Annotated in this window: 26 protein-coding genes and 5 tRNA genes; 19 read left to right on the top strand and 12 right to left on the bottom strand. The window is 57.8% G+C overall.

Annotated elements, in window-relative coordinates; all coding sequences use genetic code 11:
- The first annotated feature begins 310 nt into the window (after positions 1-310).
- From EBB56_RS08460 to EBB56_RS08435, 6 genes are all read left to right on the top strand, one after another.
- Complete coding sequence (locus EBB56_RS08460; RefSeq protein ID WP_253029394.1) at positions 311-1,192, top strand: choline ABC transporter substrate-binding protein; 882 nt, start codon at positions 311-313, stop codon at positions 1,190-1,192.
- Between the two features lie 159 nt (positions 1,193-1,351).
- Positions 1,352-1,428: transfer RNA gene (locus EBB56_RS08455), tRNA-Met, on the top strand.
- Positions 1,429-1,780: 352 nt separating this feature from the next.
- A tRNA-Asn gene (locus EBB56_RS08450) sits at positions 1,781-1,856 on the top strand.
- Between the two features lie 46 nt (positions 1,857-1,902).
- Positions 1,903-1,978 (top strand) — tRNA-Asn (locus tag EBB56_RS08445).
- A gap of 58 nt (positions 1,979-2,036) precedes the next feature.
- Positions 2,037-2,112, top strand: a tRNA-Asn gene (locus EBB56_RS08440).
- 502 nt (positions 2,113-2,614) lie between these two features.
- Positions 2,615-2,929, top strand: coding sequence for a YrhK family protein (locus EBB56_RS08435; protein WP_124803883.1), 315 nt, complete (start codon positions 2,615-2,617; stop codon positions 2,927-2,929).
- A 37-nt stretch (positions 2,930-2,966) separates the two neighbouring features.
- Here EBB56_RS08435 and EBB56_RS08430 read toward each other — a convergent pair whose 3' ends face one another.
- The 6 genes from EBB56_RS08430 to EBB56_RS08405 form a co-directional block, all read right to left on the bottom strand.
- Positions 2,967-3,230 (bottom strand): Txe/YoeB family addiction module toxin, encoded by a 264-nt coding sequence (locus EBB56_RS08430; RefSeq protein ID WP_124803881.1) that lies wholly within the window; start codon positions 3,228-3,230, stop codon positions 2,967-2,969.
- Positions 3,227-3,469, bottom strand: coding sequence for a type II toxin-antitoxin system Phd/YefM family antitoxin (locus EBB56_RS08425; protein WP_124803879.1), 243 nt, complete (start codon positions 3,467-3,469; stop codon positions 3,227-3,229). The genes EBB56_RS08430 and EBB56_RS08425 overlap by 4 nt, the downstream gene beginning before the upstream one ends.
- 188 nt (positions 3,470-3,657) lie before the next feature.
- On the bottom strand, positions 3,658-5,151 hold the full coding sequence (locus tag EBB56_RS08420) for a tripartite tricarboxylate transporter permease (RefSeq protein ID WP_124803877.1): 1,494 nt from the start codon (positions 5,149-5,151) through the stop codon (positions 3,658-3,660).
- 46 nt (positions 5,152-5,197) lie between these two features.
- A complete protein-coding gene (locus tag EBB56_RS08415; protein WP_124803875.1) occupies positions 5,198-5,794 on the bottom strand; it encodes a tripartite tricarboxylate transporter TctB family protein in 597 nt (198 codons plus the stop codon).
- 92 nt (positions 5,795-5,886) lie between these two features.
- Complete coding sequence (locus tag EBB56_RS08410) at positions 5,887-6,855, bottom strand: tripartite tricarboxylate transporter substrate binding protein (RefSeq protein WP_045994607.1); 969 nt, start codon at positions 6,853-6,855, stop codon at positions 5,887-5,889.
- Between the two features lie 76 nt (positions 6,856-6,931).
- Complete coding sequence (locus EBB56_RS08405) at positions 6,932-8,341, bottom strand: NAD(P)H-dependent oxidoreductase (RefSeq protein ID WP_124803873.1); 1,410 nt, start codon at positions 8,339-8,341, stop codon at positions 6,932-6,934.
- Between the two features lie 287 nt (positions 8,342-8,628).
- Between EBB56_RS08405 and EBB56_RS08400 the strand changes: the two genes are divergently transcribed.
- Positions 8,629-9,339, top strand: a complete 711-nt coding sequence (locus EBB56_RS08400; RefSeq protein ID WP_260425316.1) for a GntR family transcriptional regulator — start codon at positions 8,629-8,631, stop codon at positions 9,337-9,339.
- Between the two features lie 200 nt (positions 9,340-9,539).
- Here EBB56_RS08400 and EBB56_RS08395 read toward each other — a convergent pair whose 3' ends face one another.
- The gene (locus EBB56_RS08395; protein WP_409360204.1) at positions 9,540-9,779 is read right to left on the bottom strand and encodes a type II toxin-antitoxin system RelE/ParE family toxin; all 240 of its coding nucleotides are present in this window, start codon (positions 9,777-9,779) and stop codon (positions 9,540-9,542) included.
- 4 nt (positions 9,780-9,783) lie between these two features.
- Positions 9,784-10,113, bottom strand: coding sequence for a damage-inducible protein J (locus EBB56_RS08390; RefSeq protein ID WP_124803871.1), 330 nt, complete (start codon positions 10,111-10,113; stop codon positions 9,784-9,786).
- A 1,086-nt stretch (positions 10,114-11,199) separates the two neighbouring features.
- Here EBB56_RS08390 and EBB56_RS08385 point away from each other — a divergent pair.
- From EBB56_RS08385 to EBB56_RS08355, 7 genes are all read left to right on the top strand, one after another.
- The gene (locus tag EBB56_RS08385) at positions 11,200-11,973 is read left to right on the top strand and encodes a hypothetical protein (RefSeq protein WP_124803869.1); all 774 of its coding nucleotides are present in this window, start codon (positions 11,200-11,202) and stop codon (positions 11,971-11,973) included.
- Between the two features lie 103 nt (positions 11,974-12,076).
- On the top strand, positions 12,077-12,586 hold the full coding sequence (locus EBB56_RS08380; protein WP_124803867.1) for a DUF4365 domain-containing protein: 510 nt from the start codon (positions 12,077-12,079) through the stop codon (positions 12,584-12,586).
- A complete protein-coding gene (locus EBB56_RS08375) occupies positions 12,583-13,719 on the top strand; it encodes a hypothetical protein (protein WP_124803865.1) in 1,137 nt (378 codons plus the stop codon). The genes EBB56_RS08380 and EBB56_RS08375 overlap by 4 nt, the downstream gene beginning before the upstream one ends.
- A gap of 68 nt (positions 13,720-13,787) precedes the next feature.
- Positions 13,788-14,243, top strand: coding sequence for a GIY-YIG nuclease family protein (locus tag EBB56_RS22330; protein ID WP_409360203.1), 456 nt, complete (start codon positions 13,788-13,790; stop codon positions 14,241-14,243).
- Positions 14,221-15,027, top strand: a complete 807-nt coding sequence (locus EBB56_RS08365; protein WP_260425314.1) for a dual OB domain-containing protein — start codon at positions 14,221-14,223, stop codon at positions 15,025-15,027. The genes EBB56_RS22330 and EBB56_RS08365 overlap by 23 nt, the downstream gene beginning before the upstream one ends.
- Entirely contained in the window at positions 15,020-15,472 is a 453-nt protein-coding gene (locus tag EBB56_RS08360; RefSeq protein WP_260425313.1) for a DUF488 family protein, read from the top strand. The genes EBB56_RS08365 and EBB56_RS08360 overlap by 8 nt, the downstream gene beginning before the upstream one ends.
- Positions 15,472-16,077, top strand: coding sequence for a DUF4326 domain-containing protein (locus EBB56_RS08355; protein WP_124803859.1), 606 nt, complete (start codon positions 15,472-15,474; stop codon positions 16,075-16,077). Before EBB56_RS08360 ends, EBB56_RS08355 begins: the two co-directional genes overlap by 1 nt.
- Before the next feature lie 405 nt (positions 16,078-16,482).
- Here the strand turns inward: EBB56_RS08355 and EBB56_RS08350 are convergent, their stop codons facing one another.
- Positions 16,483-16,728, bottom strand: coding sequence for a type II toxin-antitoxin system CcdA family antitoxin (locus tag EBB56_RS08350; protein ID WP_124803857.1), 246 nt, complete (start codon positions 16,726-16,728; stop codon positions 16,483-16,485).
- A gap of 484 nt (positions 16,729-17,212) precedes the next feature.
- Positions 17,213-19,288, bottom strand: coding sequence for a carboxy terminal-processing peptidase (locus tag EBB56_RS08345; RefSeq protein WP_124803855.1), 2,076 nt, complete (start codon positions 19,286-19,288; stop codon positions 17,213-17,215).
- Positions 19,289-19,461: 173 nt separating this feature from the next.
- On the opposite strand from EBB56_RS08345, the gene EBB56_RS08340 reads away from it, so the two are divergent.
- Positions 19,462-20,793, top strand: a complete 1,332-nt coding sequence (locus EBB56_RS08340; protein ID WP_108448921.1) for a M18 family aminopeptidase — start codon at positions 19,462-19,464, stop codon at positions 20,791-20,793.
- A gap of 164 nt (positions 20,794-20,957) precedes the next feature.
- Here the strand turns inward: EBB56_RS08340 and EBB56_RS08335 are convergent.
- Positions 20,958-21,034: transfer RNA gene (locus tag EBB56_RS08335), tRNA-Met, on the bottom strand.
- Positions 21,035-21,485: 451 nt separating this feature from the next.
- On the opposite strand from EBB56_RS08335, the gene EBB56_RS08330 reads away from it, so the two are divergent.
- Genes EBB56_RS08330 through cybH form a run of 3 tightly spaced genes read left to right on the top strand, consistent with a single transcriptional unit; the run spans position 21,486 to position 25,188 of the window.
- On the top strand, positions 21,486-22,580 hold the full coding sequence (locus tag EBB56_RS08330) for a hydrogenase small subunit (RefSeq protein WP_124803853.1): 1,095 nt from the start codon (positions 21,486-21,488) through the stop codon (positions 22,578-22,580).
- Entirely contained in the window at positions 22,580-24,394 is a 1,815-nt protein-coding gene (locus EBB56_RS08325; protein WP_045994043.1) for a nickel-dependent hydrogenase large subunit, read from the top strand. The genes EBB56_RS08330 and EBB56_RS08325 overlap by 1 nt, the downstream gene beginning before the upstream one ends.
- 17 nt (positions 24,395-24,411) lie before the next feature.
- Positions 24,412-25,188: a Ni/Fe-hydrogenase, b-type cytochrome subunit gene (gene cybH / locus EBB56_RS08320; protein ID WP_124803851.1), complete on the top strand. Its 777-nt coding sequence runs from the start codon at positions 24,412-24,414 to the stop codon at positions 25,186-25,188.
- A gap of 424 nt (positions 25,189-25,612) precedes the next feature.
- Here the strand turns inward: cybH and EBB56_RS08315 are convergent, their stop codons facing one another.
- Positions 25,613-25,798 carry a hypothetical protein gene (locus tag EBB56_RS08315; RefSeq protein ID WP_124803849.1) on the bottom strand — a complete coding sequence of 62 codons (186 nt, stop codon included), beginning with the start codon at positions 25,796-25,798 and terminating at the stop codon, positions 25,613-25,615.
- A gap of 155 nt (positions 25,799-25,953) precedes the next feature.
- Here EBB56_RS08315 and EBB56_RS08310 point away from each other — a divergent pair, with 155 nt between their 5' ends.
- Positions 25,954-26,724: a HyaD/HybD family hydrogenase maturation endopeptidase gene (locus EBB56_RS08310; RefSeq protein WP_124803847.1), complete on the top strand. Its 771-nt coding sequence runs from the start codon at positions 25,954-25,956 to the stop codon at positions 26,722-26,724.
- The last annotated feature ends 7 nt before the right edge of the window (positions 26,725-26,731 follow it).

Genomic DNA, 26,731 nt, shown 5'->3' with positions numbered 1-26,731 from the left:
TGCCGTTCGCCCTCGAACATTGACGTGCCCGAGAGGTGAATCTGTTGATGCGCGTCTCGAGCGATATCGTGCTCAAGAGTTGAATCTAGTGACTTGCTCCTCGAGGCACCCCCGAGGTTAGGATGTAGAGAGTATGCCTTTTATTGATTGGACGTTCAATCAAAATCTGGTCGATTCAACGGCACAGTCGTGAACAGGCCACCATACTGCAACCGATAACCTCAACAAGGAGTGCATCATGACGACCCCGACGATTCCCGCTCTGTCCGTACTGGCGGCTGCCATCGCCGGCCTTGCCGCCCCCCAGGCGATGGCCGCCGATGACAGCTGCCAGCCGGTGCGTTTCGCCGAAGTCGGCTGGACCGACATCACCGCCACCACCGCCTTGACCACCGAAGTGCTGAAGGCCATGGGCTACGAGACGCGTATCGACACCGTCTCGGTGCCGATCGCCTACTCGGGCATGAAGAACGACGACTTCGATGTCTTTCTCGGCAACTGGATGCCGTCCATGGCGTCCATCAGCGACCCCTACGTCGAGCAGGGTGATGTCGACCGCCTGGGGGCCAACCTGGAAGGGGCCAAGTACACCCTTGCGGTGCCGCAGTATGTCTACGACGCCGGTGTCACCTCGGTGGCGGATCTCGACGAGCACGCCGACAAGTTCAACAGCGAACTCCACGGCATCGAGGCCGGAAATGACGGCAACGAGCTGATCCAGCAGATGATCGACGATGACGCCTTTGGGCTCGGCGACTGGTCGCTGATCGACTCGAGCGAGGCCGGCATGCTGGCGGAGCTGCGTGCCCGCGTCCCCGACGAGACATGGATGGTGTTCCTCGGCTGGGAGCCGCATCCCATGAACACCAACTTCGACATGGCTTACCTGGAAGGCGCCGACGACTACTTCGGCCCCGACCTGGGCGGTGCCACCGTCTACACCAACACCCGCGCAGGCTACACCGACGCTTGCCCCAACGTCGGTGCGCTGCTCAGCAACCTGAGCTTCACCCTGGAGATGGAAAACCAGCTGATGGGCACCATCATGGATGACGGCACCGCCCCGGACGAGGCCGCCCGCGACTACCTCAAGGCCAACCCGGAGCTGCTCGCCTCCTGGCTCGAAGGCGTGGAGACCGCCGATGGCGAGCCTGCCCTCGAGGTGGTCAAGGCGGAGCTGGGTGTTGAATAAGCCAGCACTGGGGCGCTGAACAACCCAGAGCGTCCCAGGCAGGAGAGAGCAGGGCAGGCCCGCCGTCGAAAATTTCGCAGGCGGGCTTGCCAAGTTCATGAACGGTGTGCATAATTCTCCCCCGTCGACACGGCGCTTTTGCCGCATGACGACCCAAAAGGCTACGTAGCTCAGTTGGTTAGAGCACATCACTCATAATGATGGGGTCCCCTGTTCGAGTCAGGGCGTAGCCACCAGGATTTAGAAAGCACCCGCTGACCTCGGTCAGCGGGTGCTTTCGTATGCGGCGGGTTTTTTGCCTCCCGTCAGCCATCGTCTGGCACTGTCTTTCAGCGTTTGTGACCCGCCCGCACCTGCCCGGTGGGCGAGGGGCCAACGTTCAGGGCAGGGCTTCAGGGTAGGGCTTCAGGATAGGGCTTTAGGATAGGGCTTCAGAACGTGCAGTGCATCGTGACGGCAGCCCGAGCCGCCCGAACCCAGGTTACGAGGCGGATCAGCGGGTTAAGCCAGTCCTTGGGTCAACAAAAGCGCAACCGGGCTTGACGATCTCGGAGCGATCCGTATACTACGCCCCGTGCTTGAGGCGATTCCCCGATAGCTCAGTTGGTAGAGCAAATGACTGTTAATCATTGGGTCGCAGGTTCGAGTCCTGCTCGGGGAGCCAACCGCAACGGTTGATCCCGCGTCACGCACCGACAATTCAAGGTAATTCCCCGATAGCTCAGTTGGTAGAGCAAATGACTGTTAATCATTGGGTCACAGGTTCGAGTCCTGTTCGGGGAGCCATCTTGCCTTGCAGCATTGCTGACATTGTCGCCAAGCTTGAAGTACTGCACATCGTTGTTCCCCGATAGCTCAGTTGGTAGAGCAAATGACTGTTAATCATTGGGTCACAGGTTCGAGTCCTGTTCGGGGAGCCAGTGCGGCATCTGGCACTTATAGCGCTTATCGCTAGTTCCCTCGGCGCAACCCTCCTTCTTGTTACTCTCTTCGTAGCGAATTCCTTCTTATCTATTTTCTCCGTTGACCTAATTTCTCCTGCTCGCTGTTTCTCGCCAACTGGCGGCGACACGTGGCTCGATTCGCTCCATCCTCGCTCTCGCGCTTGCCCAATGGCGGCATCAGTCTTATCTCGACGCTGCTTTTCCGTGTGTCGATAGCTTCGACCCAGTTCGTCCCTGGGCTGCAGCACGCCAGAAGGGCCCGCAGAACCAGTTCACGCACTCTTGTCATGGCATCTTGTTGGGAAGCCTCGCCGCTGGCAAATGGCCTTGTCAGGCGTCATCCTTGGCTAAATGATTGATGGCAGGCGGTCGCTGCCGACGTTGGACGTCTCGGCTGGACAGGATCGACGTTAGACGACGCGGTGACGCCTCACGCAGCCAGGCATGGCTTGGGAATTACGGTGAAAGGAGATGCAGTATGAGTGATAAATCAACCTCTCGGGAGCCGTCGAAATCTCCCACCCTGACTTTGCACATCGGTCATGAAGAGCTGGTCATTCGCCAGCGCTACGAGGTGCTCAGTATCGTCAACGACCTCTTGATCGGCACCTGGTTTATCATCGGCAGCATTCTGTTTTTCTACGAGTCGCTTGCCTATATAGGGACCTGGCTGTTTCTGATCGGCAGTATCGAGATGATGATACGGCCGCTGATTCGCCTCGCCCGGCGGGTCCATATCAAGCGCCTGCATCCGGAGGCGCCTGCCGCAGTGGATGCGGGGCATGACTATTGATAGAGAGGCATGCTGGGTGACGAGTCGTCATTTAGCTCTACTCGTAGTGCGTCCATAGTCTTAAGACTTTAATGGTCTTTTCTTCCTGTATGACCTGATAGACGAGCCTGTGTTGAATGTTGATCCTTCTGGAGTAGGCCCCTGAGAGATCTCCGACAAGCTTTTCGTAAGGGGGTGGCGTTTGATACGGGTCCATGCGAAGGATGGCCAGCAACTCTTGTGCCTTGGCCTTTAGGCCTGATGAGGCGAGCTTTTTCGCATCTTTTTGAGCTTGCCTGGTGTAGTAGATCCTCCAGCTCACCAATCGAGCTCCTGATCACACTCGGCGAGGTCGGTTTCCATTCCTTCACGAATCGATTCACGCATGCCAGGTATGGAGAGTAGGTGGAGGGTTTCGTTGATGGCGCGCCAGTCCTCTTCAGCCAGTAACACTGCATTGCCCCTTTTTCCAGTGATGACAATGGGTTGATGGCTTTCCGTCGTTTCATCAATTAGAGCGTACAGCTTCGAGCGGGCTTCTGTTGCATTCAATATGGTCATTAGTCGCCTCCATTTTTTGCTAGCGTACGCTAAGGCGTACGCAAGATCAATCTAGCCTTCTGGCGTTGTTGGCGCCCACGGGTGGTTCAGCAAAGAAAATCGCCCTCGTTGCCTGATCGGCAGCGAGGGCGATGTCGTTTCTGCGTGGGGAGGATGCTGGTGGTCAGCCAATGTGTGGCTTTATCACCTCAGCCCATTGCAGCGGCTTTGGTCCTCGCCCGCTTGCGCAGGGCAATGACGATGGTGGTGCCCAGAAGCAGCACCGCGATGGCGATCAGGCTTGCGCTGATCGGGCGCGAGAAGAAGATGCCTAGGTCGCCCTGGGACATGGCCAGCGAGCGACGCAGCTCGCTCTCGGCGATGGGGCCGAGCACCAGGCCAAGGATGATCGAGACCAGCGGGAACTTGATCTTCTCCAAGAGGAAGCCGAGCACCCCGAAGCCAAGCATCAGCCAGACGTCGAACATCGAGTTGCGCACCGAGTAGGTACCGACGATGCAGCACATCAGGATGATCGGGCCCAGCGCCGAGTAGGGCACGTTGAGCAGTCGGGTGAACAGTTTGATGAACGGCTTGGAGAACGCCAGGATCATGAAGTTCACCACGAACAGCCCAGCGAACACCGCGTAGATCAGGTCGCTCGAGGTCAGCATGAACATCGGCCCCGGCTGCAGGCCATGCATGATAAAGGCGCCGAGGATGATCGCGGTGGTGCCGCTTCCCGGAATCCCGAGGGCGAACAGCGGCACCAGGGCGCCCATGGCGGCGGCGTTGTTGGCGGCCTCCGGTGCAGCGATACCTTCCGGTGCGCCCTTGCCGAACTTCTCTGGGTGCTTGGACCAGCGCACGGTCTCGCTGTAGCTGACCATGGCGGCGGTGCTGGCGCCGATGCCCGGCAGGATGCCGATGATGACGCCAAGTATCGATGAGCGCGACAGAGTCACACCGATCTTCTTCAGGATGGGGGCATCGAAGATCTTGATCTTGACCTTGGTCAGCGGTTGTTCGGCGTCACGGCTCAGGGAGCGCTTCATCACCTCGGACACCGCGAACAGCCCGACGATGACCGGAATCAGTCCGACCCCCTCGGCCAGGTTGAGGTTGTCAAAGGTATAGCGGCTGGTACCGGTGAGCGGGTCGATGCCGATGGTGGCGATCAACAGGCCCAGGGTGGCGCCGATCAAGCCGAGGATCAGCCGGCCACCGAGGGAGGCCACCACGGTCAGGCCGAGGATGGCGAGTGCAAAGTACTCGGGGGAGGAGAACTTCAGCGCCACCGAGGCCAGCATCGGGGTGAAGATGATCAACGCGATGGTGCCGACCAGCCCGCCCACCGCCGAGCTCAGCACGCCGATGCCCAGCGCCTTGCCGGCCTCGCCCTGCTGGGTCATGGGGTAGCCGTCGAAGGCCGTCATCACCGCCTCCGGGGTGCCTGGGGCGCGATAGAGGATGGCGGTGATCAGCCCCGAGAAGACGGTGGAGCCGTAGATGGCGGTCAGCAGCATGAACGCCTGGGTGGGCTCCATGCCGTAGGTGACCGGCAGCAGGATGACCACCAGGATCACGCCGCTGATGCCCGGCAGCGCGCCACCGATAAAGCCGATGAATACGGCCGAGGTCAGGATCAACAGGTTCATGGGCTGGAAGACCACGCCTAGCCCACTGAGAAAACTCTCCAGCATCGTCAGCTCCCGCGAAATACTGGTGGAAAATCGTACCGGCTGGGTGTCATGGCAAGGGGATGCCCAGCAGGGTGGAGAACACGCCCTGGATCAGCGCAACGGCGATGACCACGGTGGCAAGCAGGGCCGCCCAGTGGCGCGCGCCAAGCAGCAGGGTGCAGGCCAGGGTGAAGATCACGGTGGCCAGCAGAAAACCGATGGCCGGCATCAGCAGGGTGTAGGCAACGGTGGTGCCCATCAGCCACCAGTGGCGGTTGGCGGCAAGAAACCCAGGGTCAAGAGCAACGTCAGCGGCTTCGGTGGTGCTGTCGGTGACGTTGTCGGTAGCGCTGTCCTGGCCGGCGTCAGCCTGTTGGCCGGGGTCAGTCGCTGGGGCTTTCTCCATCGAAGCCTTGGCCTCGGCGTCGCTGGCACGCTCCTTGGCCTCGGCGTCGCTGGCACGCTCCTTGGCCTGGCTCATGCGGGTGGAGACCAGCAGGGTCGCCGACAGCACGATCAGCAGGAGCAACAGCGACAGCGGCCACAGGCGCGGGCCGATAAAGGTCGAGACGTCCTCGGAGCTCGGGAAATCAAGCGTCGGCACCAGGGTGACGGCGGCCAGTACCAGCAACAGGACGGCAAAGGCGGTGAACTTGGTATGCATGGTGAGGCTCGGTTCACGGCGGGCCAGCGGGAGCGAGTCCCGTCAGCGCAAGGTGAGGGGCCGGGTAGTACCCGGCCCGCCAGTCCACGGGATCAGGTGTTTTCCAGAAGCCGCGTGTAGAGTTCCAGGTTCTGCTCGAGCTTCTCGCGGTAGTCGTCGCTACCCAGCCAGCCCTCGCGGTAGTGCAGGTTCACCCGCTCTTCGTACTCCTGGTAGGTCTCGGAGTCGTAGACGCTCTTCAGCGTGGATTCGAGCTTCTCGACGATGGCGTCCGGGGTGTCGGCGTGGACGAAGATGCCGCGCTCGTTGCCGTCGGTCAGGTCCCAGCCGTTCTCGACGGTGGTGGGGATGTCCGGGAAGTTCTCCAGACGCTCCTCGGCGAACACCAGGATCGGCATCATCTCGCCGGATTCCATGTAGCTCAGCACCGAGCTGATCTCGCCGAACAGGCCATCGATGTTGCCGCCCATGACGTTGGCGGCCACGCTGCCTTCCTCGTCGTAGGGAATGAAGCTGATGTCCAGGCCGGTGGCGTCACGGAACGACAGGAAGGCCATGCGGTCGGGGCTGGCCGCGTGGGTGCCGCCGATGATGACCTGACCCGGGTTGGCCTTGGCGTGCTCCATGAAGGCGTCGAAGTCGGCGTACTTGTCCGGATCGACGATCAGTGTCATCACGTCGGACTGCATGCGCGCCACCGGGGTGAGCTGGTCGAGGCCGGTGGGGTTCTGGCCGGCGGCAAGCGAGGTGACCAGAGTCGAGGAGGCGAAGTCCAGGGTGTGGCCGTCGGCGTCGCCGTTGGCGGTACGCTGGTGGGCCAGGGCGCCGGAAGCGGACGGCAGGTTGACCACCGTCACGCGGGTGTCCATGGCCTCTTCAAGCAGCGGCTTGATGGTGCGCGCGAAGTTGTCGGTGCCGCCACCGGCGCCGGCGGCGACCAGGAACTGCAGCGGCTTGGAGGGGAAGTCGGCCGCCTCGTCGGCGGACAGCGCGGCGGGGCTCGCAACGACGAGCGACAGGCCGAGGGCGCTGGCGGTGATGATCGCGTTTCGGGTGATCATGGCGTTCTCCTGGGGGTGGTTGTTGTGGTTGAGCATGGGCGTCTGCCCAGTGGTTGCCAGGTGGCCTGACATGACGTCAGGCCGGTTCGGAGGAAGATTCGGCGGTGGAGAAGAACATCGCGTCCTGCTCACGGCGAAGGTGGAGCAGGGTGGAGTCCGGCAGCTGCACGTCGGCCACACTGATCAACTGACCGGCAGCCACATCGCGCTTGAGCACGGCGCCGGGTAGCAGATAGAAGGGCACCGGGGTGGCATCGAGTAGCGCAGCGGCCGGGTGCACTTCGGGCTGAAGGCCTGCGATGTGGCGATGGTGGCCCTTCATCTCAAGCTCCTGCCCCTTAGTGAGTGACACCGTGGCGCGGGCGACCAGGTCAACCGCCGGGCGGGTAGCCTGGCCGCCGCCGGAGGGCAGGCCCTTGAGCACGGCGTCGAGCAGCGAGATAGGCGCTTCCAGGCCCAGCAGATGGCGCGGCAGGTAGACCATGGCGCTTTTCTTGCTGCGACTCAGGATGTGGCCCTTGCCGTCCAGCACCTCCCAGGCGTGGGCATCCTCGCAGCGCACCACCACGAAGACACCACCGGCGAAGCTCAGCTCGTCCGGGCGGCGCAGGCAGTTGAACACCTCCAGACGCCCCGTGCCGGAGAGCACGCCACCGTTGCCTTCCAGATCCAGCAGGGTCGGCACCTCATGGGTACGCAGCACCAGGGCGTGGAAGGCAGGGTGGTCGGGGGTAAGGCCGGTGGCGTTGGCCACATTGGTCATCTCGCACAGGTCCGGTGCGGAGATCTGTGGAATAGCGCTCAGGTGCTCGCCACGGGCGCGCACCACGCTGCGCTCGTCGCCCTCGGGCAGTGTCCACAGGTCGGCCATGTCCGGGGCGTCGAAGCGGGTGCCGTTGCACCAGATCGCCTGATCCGCCTCGTCCCAGACAAAGTCGTATTCGCTGCTCTTGCCGGCGGCGATGATCTCGAAGCCCAGCGTCTGGGCCCAGGTCACCAGGCCGATCAACAGACTCGGTTGATCACCGTCCAGTGGAGTGAACAGGCGACCATGGCGGTTGCCCAGGCGGGTCAGGTAGGGACCGACCACCGATTCGGTTTCCTTGGTGGCGATACCCACGTGCTTGCCGGCCTTGAGTGCACTGGCCGCGTGGGTGGCACCGGCGTTTGGTATACCAGTACTTTCCACCAGGATGTCGAAATCCAGGTGCTTGACCACTTCGAGATCGCCACAGGCGACAAACTTGCCTGCCTGCCAGGCGTCGCTTGCCTCGTCCTGTGTTTGGCATACCGCGATCTGCGAGGCCGGAATACCGGCCTTCTCGAACGCCTGGGCGGCCGTCTCGGCGCTAATGTCCACCGCGATACGTGCGTTCATGCCGGGCATCTGCTGGGCCTGACGGAGGATGCCGCGACCGAAATCGCCAGCGCCCGCGACGCATGCCTCGACGGTGGTGGCGGTATCAAAGTGGTGAAGGTAGTTCATGGTCGTAGAGCGTCTCCGTGCTGGCCTGGCCCACCGCTGGCGCGTTGCCGGGGGCTGCCTGAGCGGGTTGAAGGCCTCGGTCTGGAAGGATCGGGCGGGATCAAGATGCAGAGAAATGTAGTGGTATACCATTTTGATGGTCAAACGATTGGGACATAGACCTTGGTCGCATAAGGCAAAAGATGTGCGTTATATCATTGAATAACAACGAATAAATGTAGTGAGATAAACCGCGTAAATGTTTGCCCGTCAAAAAACGGTATGCCATTCTTTAGGCATCGAAGACCATGACGGCAATAACGATGGACGAAGCGGCAGTGGACGCACGCGAAGGACTGGTGGAGAAGGTCGCCAACTACCTGCGTGAACATATCGTGATGGATCACTTCCAGCCCGGACAGCGGCTGCCCGAGCGCAAGCTGGCCGAAGAACTGGACGTCTCGCGCACCCCCATGCGCGAGGCGTTCAAGATCCTCGCAGCAGAAGGGTTGGTGGTCATCTCCCCGCGACGGGGTGCGGTGGTCGCCGACGTCAGCCCCCAGGACGTGCAGGAAAAGGCCTACGTGCTGAGCGTACTGGAGCAGTCAGCCGCGGAGCTCTGCTGCGCCAATGCCAGCGACGATGACATTGCCGAGCTGCAGGCGTTGCACTTCGAGATGAAGGCCGCCTTCCTGCGTCGTGACCGCCAGAACTACTTTCGCCTGAACCAGGCGATCCACAACCGCATCGTCTCGCTCTCCGGCAACAACTCCCTGATCGAGATCCACGCCACCCTGAGCCGACAGCTCTACCGCGTGCGCTATCTCTCCAACCTGAAAAACGAGAAGTGGTCCGTGGCCATGGATGAGCACGAAGCCATCATGGCCGCCCTGGAAGCCCGCGACGGCAAGCAGGTGGGCAACGAACTGCGCAACCACCTCGGCAAGACCTGGATGAAGTACGCCAACCCCGCACCCAAGGACCAGCCCCTCGCCGATGTCGACACCGAGAGCGGCTAGTAGGTGAGCCAGGTGCGGCAGGCGACGCCGGCCAGCCAAGGGCGTGATAGCGAGACACTGATGGGCAGGATGCAGAGCAGGTGAGGTAATGACGCTTAACGGATATCGAGCGAAGGGGAGGGGCCGGCTGACTCCGTCCATCAGCCGAGCCAAGAAGATACGTCCGCTTCGAGCCTTTGCGGTCAGAGAGTGATTAGCCGTCAATCGGCGGGCGGAAATTGCTGCTTTTGGTGGAGGACGCGCAGAATCCTGATATCTGAGCCTACCAACTGATAGGAAATCAGAAGCGATACTTCCGTTAGGATTAGCAAGCGACCAGGTATACCTTGGCGCTCTACGCCGAGTAGCGGTTGCAGCACCAGCAGTTCTGCCCTTTCCTCGATCAGGTCATCAGTCCGTTCGGCAACCACAGGATTGAACTGGTAGAGGAAGTCGAAAATGGCTTCACGCCTTGTCAGACCCTCTTCTTCCCTTGGAATCGCCGATTACCGGGGCAAGGTCACGGGCGCGGATCCGTGACTTTCGTTCTGCCATCCGGGATTTTGCGGTTTCATGATCGACAAAGGTCGCTGCACCGGCTTCGAGCCTGTCAAATGCTCGCTTGACCTGAAGCGATAACCAGTCATGGTGTGAGGTTGCTTGGCGCTGTTGCTCGGCGAGTTGTTCTGCCAATTCCCTGCAGGCGCCACTGAGCGTACGCCCCTGGCTCTCTGCCATCTGCTGGGCTAGGCGCTTTGTCTCTTCATCGATACGAAACTGTATACGGGTATCCATCTGAAGCCTCGCAGCTCATTCTGACGTATTCACGTATATTGGCTCGTTTTGGTGCTCAGTATGGCAACCCAGGCCCGTTTGCTGCGGTGGGTGTGAAGACGCCTCCTGGTAGCGTTACCTCACAGGCGCGCCGAGTCGTTCCCGTCAATTGCGGCAAGGTTCGGTGGTGGATCAAAAACGCATCGCGGTTACCTGGCGCCGAGCTGAACAAGCTATACCACCCATCCGCCATATGCGAGTGATTGCTTGCTCGCGCTGGGCAGGGCAGTCGTATCAGCTTCAAATCTCTATCCCCGAATTTTATTCGAGCAAGTGCTTTCAAAAAGCAGTTTCCGAAATTCAACAGTTTGTAAGACTTAAGCCAAAAAACGCGTAAATTCGTTCCCATTCCTCACATCTTTTGTCTATTCTGCTGCTAATGGCCAACGCCAAGCTATAAACAGTGCCGCTACGAGCCCGAAAACAACGATCACGCGCAGGGATAGGAAAGCCGACGATGGCCAAGGGATGACCAGCCAACGCTAATCTGACGTTCAATGCGGGCGCCTTACCGCCTGTATGGCAGCGTGCTGCCGTTTCGGTTACCCGCCCTAAATTCCTTCCGTACTCGTGATCGCACAGCGGCAATCGCCGCCTGGGTGGTCATGTCGTGTGGCCGCCGTGGCGGTAGCGTGCCTGGTCGGTAGTTTATAGGTGACGGGGAGGTGTGCCTTTCGACTGGCGATATGCCTTCGCCGTTTCTCTGGGTGCAGTATTCATTCGTGTATACGAAATAAAACACAGGATTTACAGGCACGCTCGAAGTGATGTATCAGAGCGCGTGTTTATTGCGAACAGGCGCTATAAAGTTACGAAAAATCAATGGCTTTGCAATCACGACAGAGCGATTTTGGGCATGCGCGCTTTGAACATAAGCATGCACGTTTTATCCCGGGTTACTCCGCCGTTAAGTGAGAAAGTTACGGAAGAATGCAAAGGTATAGGCTGCAATCTTGGCAGGTTCGTGCGGAAGAAAAAAGAGCATTCCGTTGAATAAAAAAATGTTAGGCGTAATGACGACCCATCGCAGGCAGATTAAGGTAGGGTATGAGTTATATAATCGCATTTGTATCCTTTTCTGAATCCGGAAAGGACTTTCCTGTTCAGTGCTTTCGTACAGATTTGAGAGCCGGTGACGAGGTTGTGGTGCGGAGAACTGATGGAAAATTAAGAATAGCTACTATTTCTCAACTTCAATACTTGAACTGGGAATGTAACGGAAGAATTGAATGCAGAAGGGCAGAAGCTTCACTAGATGAAACAGGAAATATTAACCCTCCTAAAGGCTCCCCACTGCACGTAGGTATATCAACGCTAGACGCATTTACTAAGTCCCTGAAGGCTTCAGGTTGGTTGCCAATAAAATCTCGCCAAAAAATGTATAGAGCGGTTTTTGCTTTTGTTAATAAAAGCAGCATTTCTTATATTTTCACAAGAAAAAATGGCATAGATATTCAGGTAATCCCCAAAGTTAATGGGAACCCAGTAAAACCATATAGCTATTATGAAGGCTCCCTCGGTGATGGAAGGGTAGTTCGACATTCCCTGGCTCACACCAGATTTAACTTATTAGAGGGCGTACTTCGTTTCGCGAATAGTTTTCAAAATAACGAAGAACACTTGGATCGTTATTTTGTTCCTCAAGGTTCTAGGGACAAAAGAACAGTAGAATTGAAGCAAAAAGCCAAAGAAAGGAAAGCTTCTAAGAACGAAATGTTAGATATCTACGATGCGTGCTCGGACGGGAGTGGAGGTCCTGCTTATTTAGGTGATGGAGTCTGGATAGGTTCTGGTGGAAGCTTGCATGACTGGGGTAGGTAGTACGCCTAACAAGGCCATTAAATTCGCTCCCTTCGGTCGCCGGACGCTCGCAAGCTCGCGCCGTTTATGGCGGCGTTAAATTTAAAAAAGGAAGTTTGTGTCCATGCTCCCAGTTCAGACCATTGAAGAGCTAATTAGCGAGTCCTACGTCAGTGCTATTGTCGCTCGGTCTGGCTTTGTTCCAAATTCGATATCAAAGGATTTTGGTATTGATCTTGAAGTTCGCACTATTGCTTCCTATGGAAACAAGCGTATTGATATGGGCGCATTTCTTTCGCTGCAGCTTAAAGCAAGCGTAAATTGGTCTCTGGAAGATGACTATGTTGTCTACGATATGGAAGCCGATGCATTCAATCGACTTGTTTTTAGGCGGGACCAGTCAGTTTTGCCATGTGCTTTGGTTTTGTGCTGTCTACCAGATGATAAATCTTTGTGGATGGCTGCGTGTGAAGACGAGTTGACTATAAAAAAATGCTGTTATTATTACTTCGTCGAGGGGCCTGAATCTCCCAACTCAAGCTCGAAGCGTATTAGAATACCTAGAGATCAATTGCTTACGCCGGAATCATTGCTGGGCCTTAAAGACAAGCTACTCATGGGAGCTGTCTCATGATTCGCTCGGGCAATACTAATGTGGAGAATATAGATCGAGTTAGGTTGTTTGACCTAAAAAACTACCTTTATAGAAAAGGGTGGAAGCAATATGCAACTAACGGCGAAAAATGGCAGCTCTTCAAGCTTGATGTGGATGCGGATCAATCGCTGGAGCTTATCCTTCCAAGCAGCGAATCATTTATTGATTTTAGAGAGCGTGTTCAACAATCGATAGAAGCTCTTTCTCAGATTGAAGATAAGCCAGTATCTGAAATACTTTCAGGATTGATAGTTGAAAATTCCGATTCAGTGAAGCTGCGGCTTCAAGTCCCTGATTCTGTCAGCTCGTTGCCTATTGATGACGCTTCTAAGCATATTAAGGCAATTAGAAATCTTTTTTTATATTCTGGCTGCTCTGAAATAAAAAGCTTTCCTCATTTTGAACAGTCCTTACCAGCCGCTCAAGGGTATCTTGGCGACTTTGAATTTTGCCATACTTTCCGAGGAAGCTTTGGATTTGAAGTGTCTAGTACAATTATAAAAGAAAAAGAGGATCGAGACCTATTTGAGCTTCCAGTAAATAGACGTATTGTTGAAAGGATAGCTAGGGGCCTATTAGCTCTCGAAAGTGCAGTTCGTAATGATGATCCCGATATCCTGATTTCCTCCTACGAAAGAGCACTAAATTCTCGTATGTGTGATGCATTAGCTCAAATTGGTCTTGGTGGAGAGCTTAAATTTGGCGTGGACATTGATTGGGCCACCATATTAGAACCGTCTGAGGATGTCGTTTCGTTCCGCAGCGCAGCTGTAGGAGAAGCTCACGTTAGCATGCTCAGCTATGCATCCGAAAAATTGAAGATTGTCGAGCCAACAGCGCAGCAAATATCTGGGCGAGTAGTTAATTTACATTGTATTGCGAACCCCTCGGAGGGGAGTGCGAGACGGACAGTAGCTATTAAAGTTGATCATTCAGATTATGGCCTGATTGAGGTTCGTTTGGCACTGGGTCCTGACTCCTATTTGAAGGCTTTAAAAGCACATTCCGAGGGGAGCGAGTTGGTAGCGTCCGGTCTGTTACAAAGGAAAGGCAACACCTGGAGTTTGGACGCAATAACTTCGGTCCAAGAAGGCCAACAATCTAACAAGTGAATGAAGCCGACCAATTTTCCGCTGCCGCTCACAATTGGCGGCTTATTCAAAGCGCTAATGGGATATCTATGTTAGGAACATTTGATGATCTGAAGGCTAAAGTCGATGAGTATTGTTCATGCTACCGACATCCGAAGATGGGCGATTTAAGCTCCGGCCCTCTTTACGATTTGTTTCCAGAGCGAGAGGGAGGTGCATTGAAAGCGAAGTGTTGTTGGAACGACACTTGGCCAAGTAATGGTAAAGCTGGAATCTATGCATTTCTTGATGATGATGGTCGCGTTGTATATATAGGAAAATCTTCAATGAAGAGTTCTGTGAGTGCTCGGCTGAATTCGTATTGCCAGTACGGCCAAAATAAAAAGTGTAAATTGAAGCACGACCACTGGAAAGTACAGCCACGCTACGTTTGGATTGTTGGTGTCCCCAACGAAACGTCATTCGAGGCTGCCGCTCTTGAAGAGTTCTTGATTCGAGAAATTGTAACCTCGTGCAATGTGAATGGGGTTTCAGCGTCCCCCTAAAAAATCGCGCAAGGCGGATGGCTTTCAGCCGCCTCTTCGCTCAGCGTTAAATGGTAATAAATTTCAATCTCAAGGGGTGAACATGAGAGAAGTAATAATCACAGACCTAACAAGATTTTCCACAGATGAGAATGTCTGCACTGCTGTTATTGATGTGAATACAGGTGAATGTTTACGGCCAATGCCTTACTTAAAAAGCGCGACTTGCCAAGAGCTAGGCATTCATCCAGGCGCAATTCTAAAAGGGAACCTAAATTTAAAGCCCAATAGTGAAAATCCCCACGTAGAGGACGCAAGCTATTCAAATCTTATGTTTCACGGAGCGTGTAGCGGTGAGAAATTCCTTCAAGTTTTAGAGACTTCATTAAGTGATTCAGTATCTGAAGGTTTTGGTGTCGACTTCGGAAATAATCAGAAATATATCCCGCACGATCAAGTAGCGAACTGTTCGATAATCACCATTAAAATCTCACCGAATCAGTTAAGTATCCATGAAGATCGGTATAAGCCGGGGAAAATTAAAGCTACATTCACAGACAGTAGTGGCCATATGTACAGCTATCTATCGATTACCGATAGAGGTTTTCATGACTATGCTAAAGAGCACCAGAATGATGGTAAGCTTCATGAAGTAACTGAGTTAATCAAAGAGCAGGAATCTGTATATCTGCGAATAGGTTTAAGTAGAATCTGGGCTGTTGGTGACAGAAATGGATTCTGGCTTCAAGTGAACGGAATCTATACGTTTCCTAAATTTCATGAGGAAATAAGAAGCTATGGATAGTGCGATTGACATCTATACAATTGGATTCACAAAAAAGAGTGCTGAAACATTCTTCAATTTTATAAAGCAGTTTAACGTAAAGACTCTAATTGATGTTCGCTTAAATAATGTTTCTCAACTTGCTGGTTTTGCTAAAAGAGATGACTTGAAATTCTTTTTGAATGAACTGTGCGGTACAGAATATATTCACTCACCTGAACTAGCACCAACTAAAGATATTTTAAATGCTTACAAGAAAGGCGATATGCCTTGGGAGGTATACGAGGATAAATTTCTAAATTTGATGGGGCAGAGGAATGTTGAGAAATTGATAAAGCCAGCATTGCTTGACCACGGCTGTTTACTATGCAGTGAGCATGAGCCTCACCTTTGTCATAGAAGACTTGTAGTTGAATATCTTAATCAACATTCAGACTTAGACTTAAAAGTTGAGCATTTGTACTAATGGCTACCGTATTAATTCTTTATCCGAAGCTTTTTAATTGCTACTCGAAGTTCTCGAGAAAAGTCAAAAAAATAACCTCGAGTCTTAGCGGAGCCACATTGATATATCCATCCGATCCAAAAGGTTTAATTGCAAAGCTCTGTGCCGAAACCTCAGAGACGATGGAAAGTAAGGAGCTTTCTAGCTGGACTCCTGACGACATAACTCATGCAATTGTTTTTGACGATGGTGAAGAGTTCATAGAAGAAACAGCACAATTAAAAGAAAGCGGAAAGCCATTAAGGATTGTTGGTATCTCTATAACAAGGGTTATAAATATCAAAGTTGAGACGGAATACCAGTCAGAGAAAAGCACCCCGAGTTATGAGTACATAGGAAGGGGGTCTTATTGGGGAAATCCTTACTCTATGTATGAGGAGGGGGATGATCGTGAAGAAGTTATAAGAAAATACAAATATGACTTTGATTATGAGAAATTCCCAAATAAAGAAAAGTCTGAAGTGTATAAATTAGCAGGAAAGCGTTTGGGCTGCTTTTGTAAGCCACAAGCCTGTCATGGTGACGTTCTTGCTGATTTTCTAAATTCGTGGGATGACGGCAAGTAAGCGCTTAACAAGACGCTGCTGTCGGACAAATTTTCCGATGCGCTCCAAATTTTCCGCAGAGCGCGGCGTTAGATATCTATATATGCATCACTAGAACCTTGCTATCGCCAAGTCGAGTGCGGCGACTAATTCATCTCGTATGTGTTCTACAGAGCCTATGGGTGTTTTTAGAACCCTGGCAGGCAATGATTAGATTTGTTGTACAAGGATCAACAGTGCTGCGCTGTCGAGGGCCACTGTTGGCTTAGGGAGGGTCAACTTTCGTACTTTTAGAAAAATATTTGCGCCCAAAGGGTGCGGCGCTTAGGGTGGTCAACGCTGAGAGGGTGTTGCTCGGTATGAGAAGGTAGGGGTACACCCTTTTCGTCGACGCGCTGGGGTTAGCGTACACGTCAAGCAGGGGCATTAGAATGTCTTGTACTTTTCGGCGAAGCACCCATGCTCAGCGACAGCATCGTTGTAAGCTTTGATAGCGTTGCTGTTTTCCCTCTGCCATTGTTCGGCTTCGCTCTCGGCGAACTTTTCCTCCAGTGCTTTCTCTCGCGTAGCCGAGATTTTGGCCTTCAGACGCGCGGTCTTTTCGCTCAAATCACTGTTGGTGCTGAGGTTTGTGGCTTTTTTAAGAACTCTCTGATCAGATCGCCTTCGCATCGTCGTGTCTCCTTTTTCGGTAACACCATCAATATGGTTAGCCGTATGGGCGTTGGCAACTACTGTAGTGAGGTTGGCTTGGAGAAGGGGGCACTTCAGTTGCGCTCAGTAACCGCATCTTTCCATCCTCTTGATTGCGCTCTGACAAACAAGGCGGGACGAAGGTGAGAATCCTACTCTGGTGTGTTGCCGTGCTGTTGCTCGTGTTGATGCTGCTGAGCGGTGCAGGGTTCTTGCATGGCTCGCTGGAGTTGTTTCCGACCGAGGAGCAGCAGCGTCAGGTTCGATGGGTCTACGGGGCGGCGTTTGTGGGCTTCGCCTTGCTCGAACTCCTGGTCGCGGTATGGCTTTGGAGGGAGAGAAGAGTGAGAAGGGCTGTTCGCCGTTAGTTGGCGATGGTTGGTTTCAGATCACGTCCATAAAAAAGCCGGGGCTCGATGCCCCGGCTTTTTCATTTTGCTTGCGGCGATACGTTTTTTGCCGCTTAGCCTTTTACCGCGTACTGCCAGCTCGGGCCGAGTTCGGCGAAGTCGAGCAGGATTTCCGCTGACTCCTCGACCTCGGCGCGGTCGACGGGCTGTTCCTCTTCCGTCTCTTCGTCAGCGAGGTCTGCGTCGTCGCCGCTTTCGCGGGCGTCGCCCCATTCCTCGAGGATGTCGAGGCCGAGGGCTTCGCGGCGCTCGTTTTCGAGTGCCAGCATTTCGGCGTCCTGGGCGTCGGCTTCACGCTGACGCTGCTCGCGGTTCAGGCTGACGCTGGTGTGCTGCTCGCGCAGACGGCTCGCTAGCTCTGCCCGCTGTTCCAGGTAGTGGAAGTTGGGGTGCTCGTCGGCACGCTGCTGGTGGCGGGCGCGCAGGTCCTTCAGGTACTGGCGCGGGGTGCCGTAGCTGCGGTACTGGACGTCGCGTACGGTGTCCCAGGGCAGGGCGTTGTCCAGCGCACTCTCGCCGATGATCTCGGGGTCGAGCAGGCTCGGGTACATGATGTCCGGCTTCACGCCGCGGTTCTGGGTGCTCTCGCCAGAGATGCGGTAGAACTTGGCGCGGGTCAGCTTGATCTGGCCGTAGCTCAGGTCATTAAGGGTCTGCACCGTGCCCTTGCCGAAGGTGTTGGAGCCGACGATCAGGCCGCGACCGTAGTCCTGGATGGCACCGGCGAAGATCTCCGAGGCCGAGGCGGACAGGCGGTTGACCAGCACCACCAGAGGGCCGTCATACAGGGTGCCGCTGTCGGTGTCGCCGTACAGGCTGATGCGGCCACGGGCGTCACGTACCTGCACGGTGGGGCCACGGTCGATGAACAGGCCGATCATCGAGTTGGCTTCCTGCAGCGCGCCGCCGCCGTTGTTGCGCAGGTCCAGCACGATGCCCTCGATGCCTTCGGCCTTGAGTTTCTCGACCTCGGCGGCGACGTCACGGGTGGTGGAGCGGTAGTTTTCCTCGCCGGCCTGCCAGGCGTCGAAGTCGACATAGAAGGCGGGCACCTCGATCACGCCGACCTTGTGCACGCCGTCTTCGCGCTGGATCTCGATGACCTCGCTGCTGGCCGCCTGATCCTCGAGCTTGACGGTGTCACGGGTGATGTCGACCACGGTGGAGCGGGTCATGTCCACGGCTTCGCCGGGCACCACCTCGAGGCGTACCTCGGAGCCCTTGGGCCCACGAATCAGTTCGACCACGTCGTCTAAGCGCATGCCGACCACGTTGACGATGTCTTCGCCTTCCTGGCCGACGCCGATGATGCGGTCGGCGGGCTTGAGCGCGCCGTCCTTCTCGGCCGGGCCACCGGGCACCAGGCTCGCGACCTTGACGTACTCGCCGTCGGCCTGGAGCAGGGCACCGATGCCCTCGAGCGAGAGGCGCATCTGGATGTCGAAGGACTCACCCTGGCGCGGCGACAGGTATTCGGTGTGGGGGTCCACGGTGCCGGTGGCGGCGGCCATGATCAGCCCGAACACGTCCTCGGCGTTGGTCTGCTCGAGGCGATGCTTCTGGGTCTCGTAGCGCTCGCGCAGGGTGTCGATGACCTCGTCGTCTTCCTGGCCGCTGATCGACAGCGTCAGGGCGGCGTTGGCCAGGCGCTTGCGCCACAAGTCGTCGAGGCTCGCCTGGGAGGCGGCCCAGGCGGCGTCCTCGCGGTCGAGTTCGAGGCGGCCTTCGCCGTTGAAGCTCATGTCGAGGTGGTCGATCTCGTCGAGCATCCACGTAAGGCGCGCCTCGGCACGATCGTGGTAGCGCTCGTAGAGGTCGTAGGCCCGCTCCAGGGAGCCTTCGAGCATTGCCTCGTCCATGCCGGTACGCAGATCAGCGAACTCATCCACGTCGTCCTGCACGAAGTAGGCACGCTGGCCGTCCAGCACGTCCAGATAACGCTGGAAGGCGCGGTTGGACCATTGGTCGTCCAGCCTCACGTCCGCGTAGTGGCCGTAGCGTAGTGATTCGGCCACCTCCATGGCCGCCTGACGCTGGTCGTCGCCGGGCGTGGGAGTAGCCAGCGCCGTAGGGGCCGCGATCAGCAGGGACAGCGCCAGGGCGCGACCCGCAGACTCAATCAGGCTCATCAATGAAGCACTCCAGGATTCGTGTACACTCGTCGGTCTGACACCGACTCGGTCGGCGGGTCCCTTGGACCGGATTCGCATTGTAGCAGCTTGATGTCAATCCTTGACCCTTGCCGTTGTGCGACATTTAGGGTCAATCCTTGAACCACACTATCATGCAACAGAGGACGCCCATGTCACAGGAGTGCTTGCCAAAGGATGATGCCGGATGCGCCAAAAGGCTCAGTCGGCTGCTTGAGTTTCTTCACCGTTCCCCCAGCCCTTGGCACGCCACCGCGAACATGGCTCAGCGGCTCGAGGACGCCGGCTACCGTCGTCTGTTGGAGACCGATAGCTGGGATTTGGTTCCCGGTGACCGCTTCTACGTGACCCGCAACGATTCTTCGATTATCGCCGTCAACCTGCCGAAGGGCCAGCCGGTCACCAGTCTGCGCATGGTCGGCGCCCATACCGACAGCCCCAATCTCAGGCTGAAGACCCACGCCGGCCAGACCTCGGCGGGCTGGCTGCAGCTTGGCGTGCAGGTCTACGGCGGGGCACTGCTCGCGCCCTGGTTCGACCGTGACCTGGGCCTGGCCGGGCGTCTGCATGTCCGTCACGCCGATGGGCGGGTCGAGGGCGTGCTGCTCAACGTCGCCGAGGCCATCGCCATCATCCCGAGCCTGGCCATCCACCTGGATCGTGAAGCCAACGACGGCAAGGCGATGAATGCCCAGACCCAGATGGCGCCGGTGGTGCTGCAGGGCGGCAAGGACGACGACCTCGATCGCCTGCTGCTGGCCTGGCTGGAGCAGGAGCACGGTCTGACCGGGGTGAAGGTGCTGGACTTCGAGCTGGGCTTCTATGATCTGCAGCCGCCGTCGCTGGTGGGCGTGGGCAAGGAACTGATCGCCAGCGCCCGCCTGGACAACCTGCTGTCCTGCTTTATTGGCCTGGAAGCGATGCTCGACGCCGACGGCGAACAGGGCATGGTGCTGGTCGCCAATGACCACGAAGAAGTGGGTAGCGCCAGCGCCTGTGGCGCCCAGGGCCCGTTCCTCGCCGACGTGCTCAAGCGGGTGAATGGCCAGGTGGGCGAGGGCACCGAGGAAGGCTATATCCGCCTGATCCAGTCCTCGCGGATGATCTCCTGCGACAACGCCCATGCGCTGCACCCGAACTTCAAGGACAAGCACGACGCCCAGCACGGCCCGAGCCTCAACGCAGGCCCGGTGATCAAGACCAACGCCAACCAGCGCTACGCCACCAACAGCGCCACGGCGGCGATGTTCCGTGACCTGTGCGAGAAGGTAGAGGTGCCGGTGCAGACCTTTATTACCCGGGCGGACATGGGCTGCGGCAGCACCATCGGCCCCATCACCGCAACGGAGCTTGGCGTGCCGACGCTGGACGTGGGGGTGCCCCAGTGGGCGATGCACTCGATCCGCGAGACCGCCGGCAGCCAGGACGTGGAACACCTGACTCGGGCACTGACGGCCTTCTTCAACAGCGCCGAACTGGTGTAGGGCCAGCGCTCGCAGCGCTTGCTGAAAGACTGAAACGACGATAACAGAGCGCCTGGCGGGCAACCGCCAGGCGCTCTGTTTTTTCTGCGTCGGTGTTGAACCGTTGCATTGGAAGGCACAACGAAAAGGCCCGTCGATCGATGATCGACGGGCCTTTCGGTATCTGGTGGCTACGCCCTGACTCGAACAGGGGACCCCATCATTATGAGTGATGTGCTCTAACCAACTGAGCTACGTAGCCTTTGGATGGCGCCGTATTCTACGGATTGCCGACTTGTTGTCAAGCGCTTGGGTTGCGGCAATGGCCCCGATGCTGGCCTTGGTGATGGCCCCGATGACGGCTCTGGTGACGGCCCCGGGGACGGCGACGCCAGCGCAGCGCGCTGGAAAGCCGGCTACCACCAGTGTGCCGTGTAGCGCGAGTTCTGTGCTGGCGTGACGGAGGCCGCTGGAAAGGGCGCTACCGCCATGTGCTCGTCAAGTGCGCCAAGTGTTTGAAAAGACGTGCTTCCCGCAACCTGGCACGGGATTTGCCCCGTATATAAGGGAAACAACAACAGGCGATCTGGATGGCCTGGCGCGCAGGCTTTGAGTCGGCTTCTGGCCTTGGCCGTACCGAGGGCAGGCCGCCTCCAGATCAGGGGATCACGCCGGTGGCGAGATCCAGGACCACGACAGGGGAGTCGTTGCCGATGGAGCCCATCGAAACCTTCTACGACGTGATGCGGCGACAGGGGGTCACGCGTCGCTCATTTCTGAAGTTCTGTTCACTGACGGCGGCGGCGCTAGGGCTCGGGCCGGCCTACACCGCCAGGATCGCCCACGCCATGGAGACCAAGCCGCGCACGCCGGTGATCTGGGTGCACGGGCTCGAGTGCACTTGCTGCTCGGAGTCGTTTATCCGTTCGGCCCATCCGCTGGTCAAGGACGTGGTGCTGTCGATGATCTCGCTGGACTACGACGACACCCTGATGGCGGCGGCGGGGCATCAGGCCGAGGCAGCCCTGGCCGACACCATCGAGCGCTACAAGGGCAACTACATCCTGGCGGTGGAGGGCAACCCGCCGCTCAATGAGGACGGCATGTTCTGCATCGTCGGTGGGCGGCCCTTCGTCGACCAGCTGCGCGAGACCGCAGAACACGCCAAGGCGGTGATCTCCTGGGGCTCCTGTGCAAGCCACGGCTGTGTCCAGGCGGCGCGCCCCAACCCCACCCGGGCGACCCCGGTGCACAAGGTCATCACCGACAAGCCGATCATCAAGGTGCCGGGCTGTCCGCCGATCGCCGAGGTCATGACCGGGGTCATCACCTATATGCTGACCTTCGACCGGCTGCCGGAGCTCGACCGCACCGGCCGGCCCAAGATGTTCTATTCCCAGCGCATCCACGACAAGTGCTACCGCCGGCCACACTTCGACGCCGGCCAGTTCGTCGAGTCCTTCGATGACGAGGGCGCCCGTCGCGGCTACTGCCTGTACAAGGTGGGCTGCAAGGGCCCGACCACCTACAACGCCTGTTCGACCATCCGCTGGAACGAGGGCGTGAGCTTCCCGATCCAGGCCGGCCACGGCTGTATCGGCTGCTCCGAAGACGGCTTCTGGGACAAGGGCTCCTGGTACGCCCGGCTGCAGGACGTGCACCAGTTCGGCATCGAGGCCAACGCCGACCAGATTGGCGGCGCCGTGGCCACCGGGGTGGGCGGTGCGGTGGCGGTCCACGCCGCCGTCAGCGCCTTGAAACGGGCGCAGGTCAAGCGCCAGTCGTCAGCCAACAGGGAGGAAGCCTGATGACGCAGATCAACACCCCTAACGGGTTCAATCTGGACAGAAGCGGACGGCGTATCGTCGTCGACCCGGTGACCCGCATCGAGGGGCATATGCGCTGCGAGGTCAACGTGGATGACAACAACATCATCCGCAACGCGGTGTCCACCGGCACCATGTGGCGCGGGCTCGAGGTCATCCTCAAGGGCCGTGACCCGCGCGACGCCTGGGCCTTTGTCGAGCGCATCTGCGGCGTCTGCACCGGCTGTCATGCGCTGGCGTCGGTGCGCGCGGTTGAGGACGCCCTCGACATCCGCATCCCGCGCAACGCCCACCTGATCCGCGAGATGATGGCCAAGGTGCTGCAGTGGCATGACCACGTGGTGCACTTCTATCACCTGCACGCGCTGGACTGGGTCAACCCGGTCAACGCGCTGCGGGCCGACCCGCGGGCGACCTCGCAACTGCAGCAGTTGACCGGCCCCAACCATCCGCTGTCGTCGCCGGGCTATTTTCGCGACGTCCAGAATCGCCTGAAGACCTTTATCGAGTCGGGGCAGCTCGGGCTTTTCAAGAACGGCTACTGGGACAATCCCGCCTATCGGCTGTCGCCGGAGGCGGACCTGATGGCGACCGCTCACTATCTCGAGGCGCTGGACCTGCAGAAGGAGATCGTCAAGGTCCACACCGTGTTCGGCGGCAAGAACCCCCACCCCAACTACATGGTCGGCGGGGTGCCCTGTGCCATCAATATCGATGGCGATCTGGCGGCCGGGGCGCCACTCAACATGGAGCGGCTCAACTTCGTGCGTGCGCGGATGGAGGAAGCCTTCGCCTTCTCCAGGAACGTCTATATTCCCGACGTCATCGCCATCGCCAGCTTCTACAAGGGCTGGTTGTACGGCGGGGGACTGTCCGCCACCAACGTGATGGACTACGGCGACTACTCCAAGGTCAACTACGACAAGTCCACCGACCAGCTCAAGGGCGGCGCCATCCTTGGCGGCAACTGGAACGAGATCCACGAGGTGGACCCCACCGACCCCGAGCAGATCCAGGAATTCGTGACCCACTCCTGGTACCGCTACGCCGACGAGTCCCGTGGCCTGCACCCCTGGGACGGCGAGACCGAGCACCACTACGAACTGGGCCAGGGCACCGTCGGCACCCGCACCCGGATCGAGGAGATCGACGAGGCCGCCAAGTACTCCTGGATCAAGTCGCCACGCTGGCGTGGCCACGCCATGGAGGTGGGGCCGCTGTCGCGCTACATCCTCAATTACGCCCAGGGCAATGACTTCGTGATCGACCAGGTGGACTCGTCGCTGGCTGCCCTGAACCAGCTCGCCGGCACCCGCCTGACCCCGAAGCAGGCGCTGCCGACCACCATCGGCCGTACCCTGGCCCGTGCCCTGGAAGCTCACTACTGCGCGTCCATGATGCTCGATGACTGGCATGAGCTGATCGCCAACATCCGCGCCGGCGACCTGGCCACCGCCAATATCGAGAAGTGGGACCCGGCGTCCTGGCCCCAGGAGGCTCGCGGTGTCGGCATGGTCGCCGCACCCCGGGGCATGAACGGCCACTGGATCCGCATCAAGGATGGCAAGATCGAGAACTACCAGTGCATCGTGCCGACCACCTGGAACGGCAGCCCGCGGGACCCGGAGGGCAACATCGGCGCCTTCGAGGCGTCACTGCTGAATACGCCCATGGAGCGGCCGGATGAGCCGGTGGAGATCCTGCGCACGCTGCATTCCTTCGATCCGTGCCTGGCCTGTTCCACCCACGTGATGAGCGAAGACGGTGAAGAGCTGTCTCGCGTCACCGTCAGATAGCCGGGGGAGGGTGTCTCATGTCCCATGACTCGAAAGCGTCACCTGCTGCAACGGCCAGTCCGGAGGACCCTCAGGCTGGCAAGCTCGGCCCCGGGGAGGAACGGGTGCTGCCTTCCTCGGTCAAGCAGACGTCTGTCTACGTCTACGAGGCGCCGCTGCGGCTGTGGCACTGGACCAATGCGGCGGCCATCCTGGTGTTGATCGTCACCGGCTACTTTATCGGCAAGCCGCTGCCGACGGTGTCAGGTGAGGCCAGCGATCACTTCGTGATGGGCTATATCCGCTTTGCCCACTTCACCGCAGGCTACATCCTGGCGATCGGTTTTCTGTTTCGCTTCTACTGGTCGCTAGTCGGTAATCACCACGCCAAGCAGCTGTTTCGCTTGCCGCTGCATCGTGGCCAGTGGTGGCGTGAGGTGTGGTTCGAGCTTCGCTGGTACCTGTTTCTGGAGAAGCGCCCGCGCAAGTATGTGGGCCACAACCCGCTGGCACAGTTGGCGATGTTCATCTTCATCACCCTCGGCACCCTGTTCATGATCGTGACCGGAATGGCGCTCTACGCCGAAGGTGCCCTGCGCGGCAGTTGGCAGGACACGCTGTTCGGCTGGGTCATCCCGCTGGTGGGCCAGAGCCTGGACGTGCATACCCTGCATCGTCTCGGCATGTGGGTGATGATCACCTTCATCATCATCCATGTGTATGTGGCGATACGCGAAGACATCATGTCCCGCCAGAGCATCGTCTCGACCATGATCTCAGGGGAGCGCACCTTCAAGGACGACGACCCTTTGTAGTGAGTTGTCGTTGCTCGCCGTGACTTGTCATTGCTCGCAGTTGCTCGTTAGCCCTGTCGTTGAAGGGCGTAAGCGCTGACCGTTGGCGCCGGAGGCTTCACCGAGAATATCAGGTGAGGTCTCCGGCGCTTTTTGTTGGCGTTCAGGGAGGGTGGCGAGGCGTGTGCATAGGCCGGTGGGAGAGGTGTCGTGGTCGAGCATTAATCAGGTAATCACAAGTCACCTTTTGAAGCATTATTGCCTGGTGTTTTATGAGAAAGATTCTCTTTGAATCGGCGGTTATTGGACTTTTGTAGGGCCATATACCATATGGCTGTGCCGAAACGATGGGCATGTTTTTTATTGAAAGGTTGCGGCGTTATTCTGCGGAAATGGTCGGGATTTTCTTCAGGTCGTCGTGGGTATGTGCATGTAAGTGGCTGTTTTAATGTAAAAAATAGATTTCGTATATGCCATGGATGGCAGATGGAAGCGTTTTCGGCAGTTTTTTGGCAGCCTGTTTTTCATCGTCTTGTTTTTCGGTGCCTTGTTTGTCGTTGTCTTGTTTTTCGGTGTCTTTTTTACGGTGAGCAAGGCGCTTCGTCGCTAGCCTTTGGCTTTCATGCTGCATCTTGATGTTTTGATGGCGAATGCACCCAGGAATCATACGAAGAGCGAGCCGCTGAAAGAGGCGAAGAAAGGTCAAGGAACGAGCGAAGAACGAGACGCAGGATAAAGCCAACCAAAGTAGCGCAGGCAGATATTCGGCGCAGCGAAGGAGCCGGCATGAATACGGATGATCACGAGGCGACACCATCGATTCTGGTGCTGGGTATCGGCAATGTGCTGTGGGCCGACGAGGGGTTCGGAGTCCGCGCAGTGGAGGCGCTTCACCAGCGCTATACGTTTGCCGAGGAGGTGACCGTGATGGACGGCGGCACCCAGGGACTCTACCTGCTGCCCTACGTGCAGTCCTGCGAGTGCCTGCTGATCATCGATGCCATCGACTACGGCCTGGCCCCGGGCAGTGTGCATGTGGTGCGCGATGACGCGGTGCCGAGCTTCATGGGCGCCAAGAAGATGTCGCTGCACCAGACCGGCTTTCAGGAGGTGCTGGCGGCGGCGCAGCTACTCGGCTGGCAGCCACAGCGGGTGATGCTGGTGGGTGTTCAGCCCTCGGTGCTGGACGATTATGGCGGCTCGCTGCGACCGGAGATCGCCGCGCGAATCGACGAGGTGATCCGCCTGGTGGTCGATGAGCTGGCGTCCTGGGGCGCCAGGCCTGAGCTTCGCTCCCAACAGAGCCCCGAACACGGCTCTCAACACAGCCCCGGACACAGCCGCGATCACCAGGCCCCCATCGCCGAACTGGCGCCTTCGGCGCTCGCCCTTCACCACTACGAAAACCTGCGTCCCTCGCCGCGCGAGGCCTGCCGTGTGGGTGATCCGCGCTTTCTGGCGAGGGACATTGGCCATCCTGACGGGGCGCACGGCGACCCGTCTCGCGAGGCGGGAAGCGAGCAGGATGGTGTAGCCGAAAGCCCTGCAAAGGAGTAGCCGCGAT

Origin of the sequence: Halomonas sp. YLB-10 (assembly GCF_003856855.1) — a bacterium.
Taxonomy (GTDB): domain Bacteria; phylum Pseudomonadota; class Gammaproteobacteria; order Pseudomonadales; family Halomonadaceae; genus Halomonas; species Halomonas litopenaei.
The sequence above is the reverse complement of the archived record's forward strand: the minus strand, read 5'-3'. Positions and strand labels throughout refer to the sequence as shown.

Excerpts from the sequence above, each read along its gene's own strand:
- EBB56_RS08460 (WP_253029394.1), top strand. The coding sequence starts at position 311 with ATGGCCGCCGATGACAGCTGCCAGCCGGTGCGTTTCGCCGAAGTCGGC.
- EBB56_RS08435 (WP_124803883.1), top strand. The coding sequence starts at position 2,615 with ATGAGTGATAAATCAACCTCTCGGGAGCCGTCGAAATCTCCCACCCTG.
- EBB56_RS08425 (WP_124803879.1), bottom strand. The coding sequence starts at position 3,469 with ATGACCATATTGAATGCAACAGAAGCCCGCTCGAAGCTGTACGCTCTA.
- EBB56_RS08420 (WP_124803877.1), bottom strand. The coding sequence starts at position 5,151 with ATGCTGGAGAGTTTTCTCAGTGGGCTAGGCGTGGTCTTCCAGCCCATG.
- EBB56_RS08415 (WP_124803875.1), bottom strand. The coding sequence starts at position 5,794 with ATGCATACCAAGTTCACCGCCTTTGCCGTCCTGTTGCTGGTACTGGCC.
- EBB56_RS08410 (WP_045994607.1), bottom strand. The coding sequence starts at position 6,855 with ATGATCACCCGAAACGCGATCATCACCGCCAGCGCCCTCGGCCTGTCG.
- EBB56_RS08405 (WP_124803873.1), bottom strand. The coding sequence starts at position 8,341 with ATGAACTACCTTCACCACTTTGATACCGCCACCACCGTCGAGGCATGC.
- EBB56_RS08400 (WP_260425316.1), top strand. The coding sequence starts at position 8,629 with ATGACGGCAATAACGATGGACGAAGCGGCAGTGGACGCACGCGAAGGA.
- EBB56_RS08390 (WP_124803871.1), bottom strand. The coding sequence starts at position 10,113 with ATGGATACCCGTATACAGTTTCGTATCGATGAAGAGACAAAGCGCCTA.
- EBB56_RS08385 (WP_124803869.1), top strand. The coding sequence starts at position 11,200 with ATGAGTTATATAATCGCATTTGTATCCTTTTCTGAATCCGGAAAGGAC.
- EBB56_RS08380 (WP_124803867.1), top strand. The coding sequence starts at position 12,077 with ATGCTCCCAGTTCAGACCATTGAAGAGCTAATTAGCGAGTCCTACGTC.
- EBB56_RS08375 (WP_124803865.1), top strand. The coding sequence starts at position 12,583 with ATGATTCGCTCGGGCAATACTAATGTGGAGAATATAGATCGAGTTAGG.
- EBB56_RS22330 (WP_409360203.1), top strand. The coding sequence starts at position 13,788 with ATGTTAGGAACATTTGATGATCTGAAGGCTAAAGTCGATGAGTATTGT.
- EBB56_RS08365 (WP_260425314.1), top strand. The coding sequence starts at position 14,221 with ATGGGGTTTCAGCGTCCCCCTAAAAAATCGCGCAAGGCGGATGGCTTT.
- EBB56_RS08360 (WP_260425313.1), top strand. The coding sequence starts at position 15,020 with ATGGATAGTGCGATTGACATCTATACAATTGGATTCACAAAAAAGAGT.
- EBB56_RS08355 (WP_124803859.1), top strand. The coding sequence starts at position 15,472 with ATGGCTACCGTATTAATTCTTTATCCGAAGCTTTTTAATTGCTACTCG.
- EBB56_RS08350 (WP_124803857.1), bottom strand. The coding sequence starts at position 16,728 with ATGCGAAGGCGATCTGATCAGAGAGTTCTTAAAAAAGCCACAAACCTC.
- EBB56_RS08345 (WP_124803855.1), bottom strand. The coding sequence starts at position 19,288 with ATGAGCCTGATTGAGTCTGCGGGTCGCGCCCTGGCGCTGTCCCTGCTG.
- EBB56_RS08340 (WP_108448921.1), top strand. The coding sequence starts at position 19,462 with ATGTCACAGGAGTGCTTGCCAAAGGATGATGCCGGATGCGCCAAAAGG.
- EBB56_RS08330 (WP_124803853.1), top strand. The coding sequence starts at position 21,486 with ATGGAGCCCATCGAAACCTTCTACGACGTGATGCGGCGACAGGGGGTC.
- EBB56_RS08325 (WP_045994043.1), top strand. The coding sequence starts at position 22,580 with ATGACGCAGATCAACACCCCTAACGGGTTCAATCTGGACAGAAGCGGA.
- cybH (WP_124803851.1), top strand. The coding sequence starts at position 24,412 with ATGTCCCATGACTCGAAAGCGTCACCTGCTGCAACGGCCAGTCCGGAG.
- EBB56_RS08315 (WP_124803849.1), bottom strand. The coding sequence starts at position 25,798 with ATGCAGCATGAAAGCCAAAGGCTAGCGACGAAGCGCCTTGCTCACCGT.
- EBB56_RS08310 (WP_124803847.1), top strand. The coding sequence starts at position 25,954 with ATGAATACGGATGATCACGAGGCGACACCATCGATTCTGGTGCTGGGT.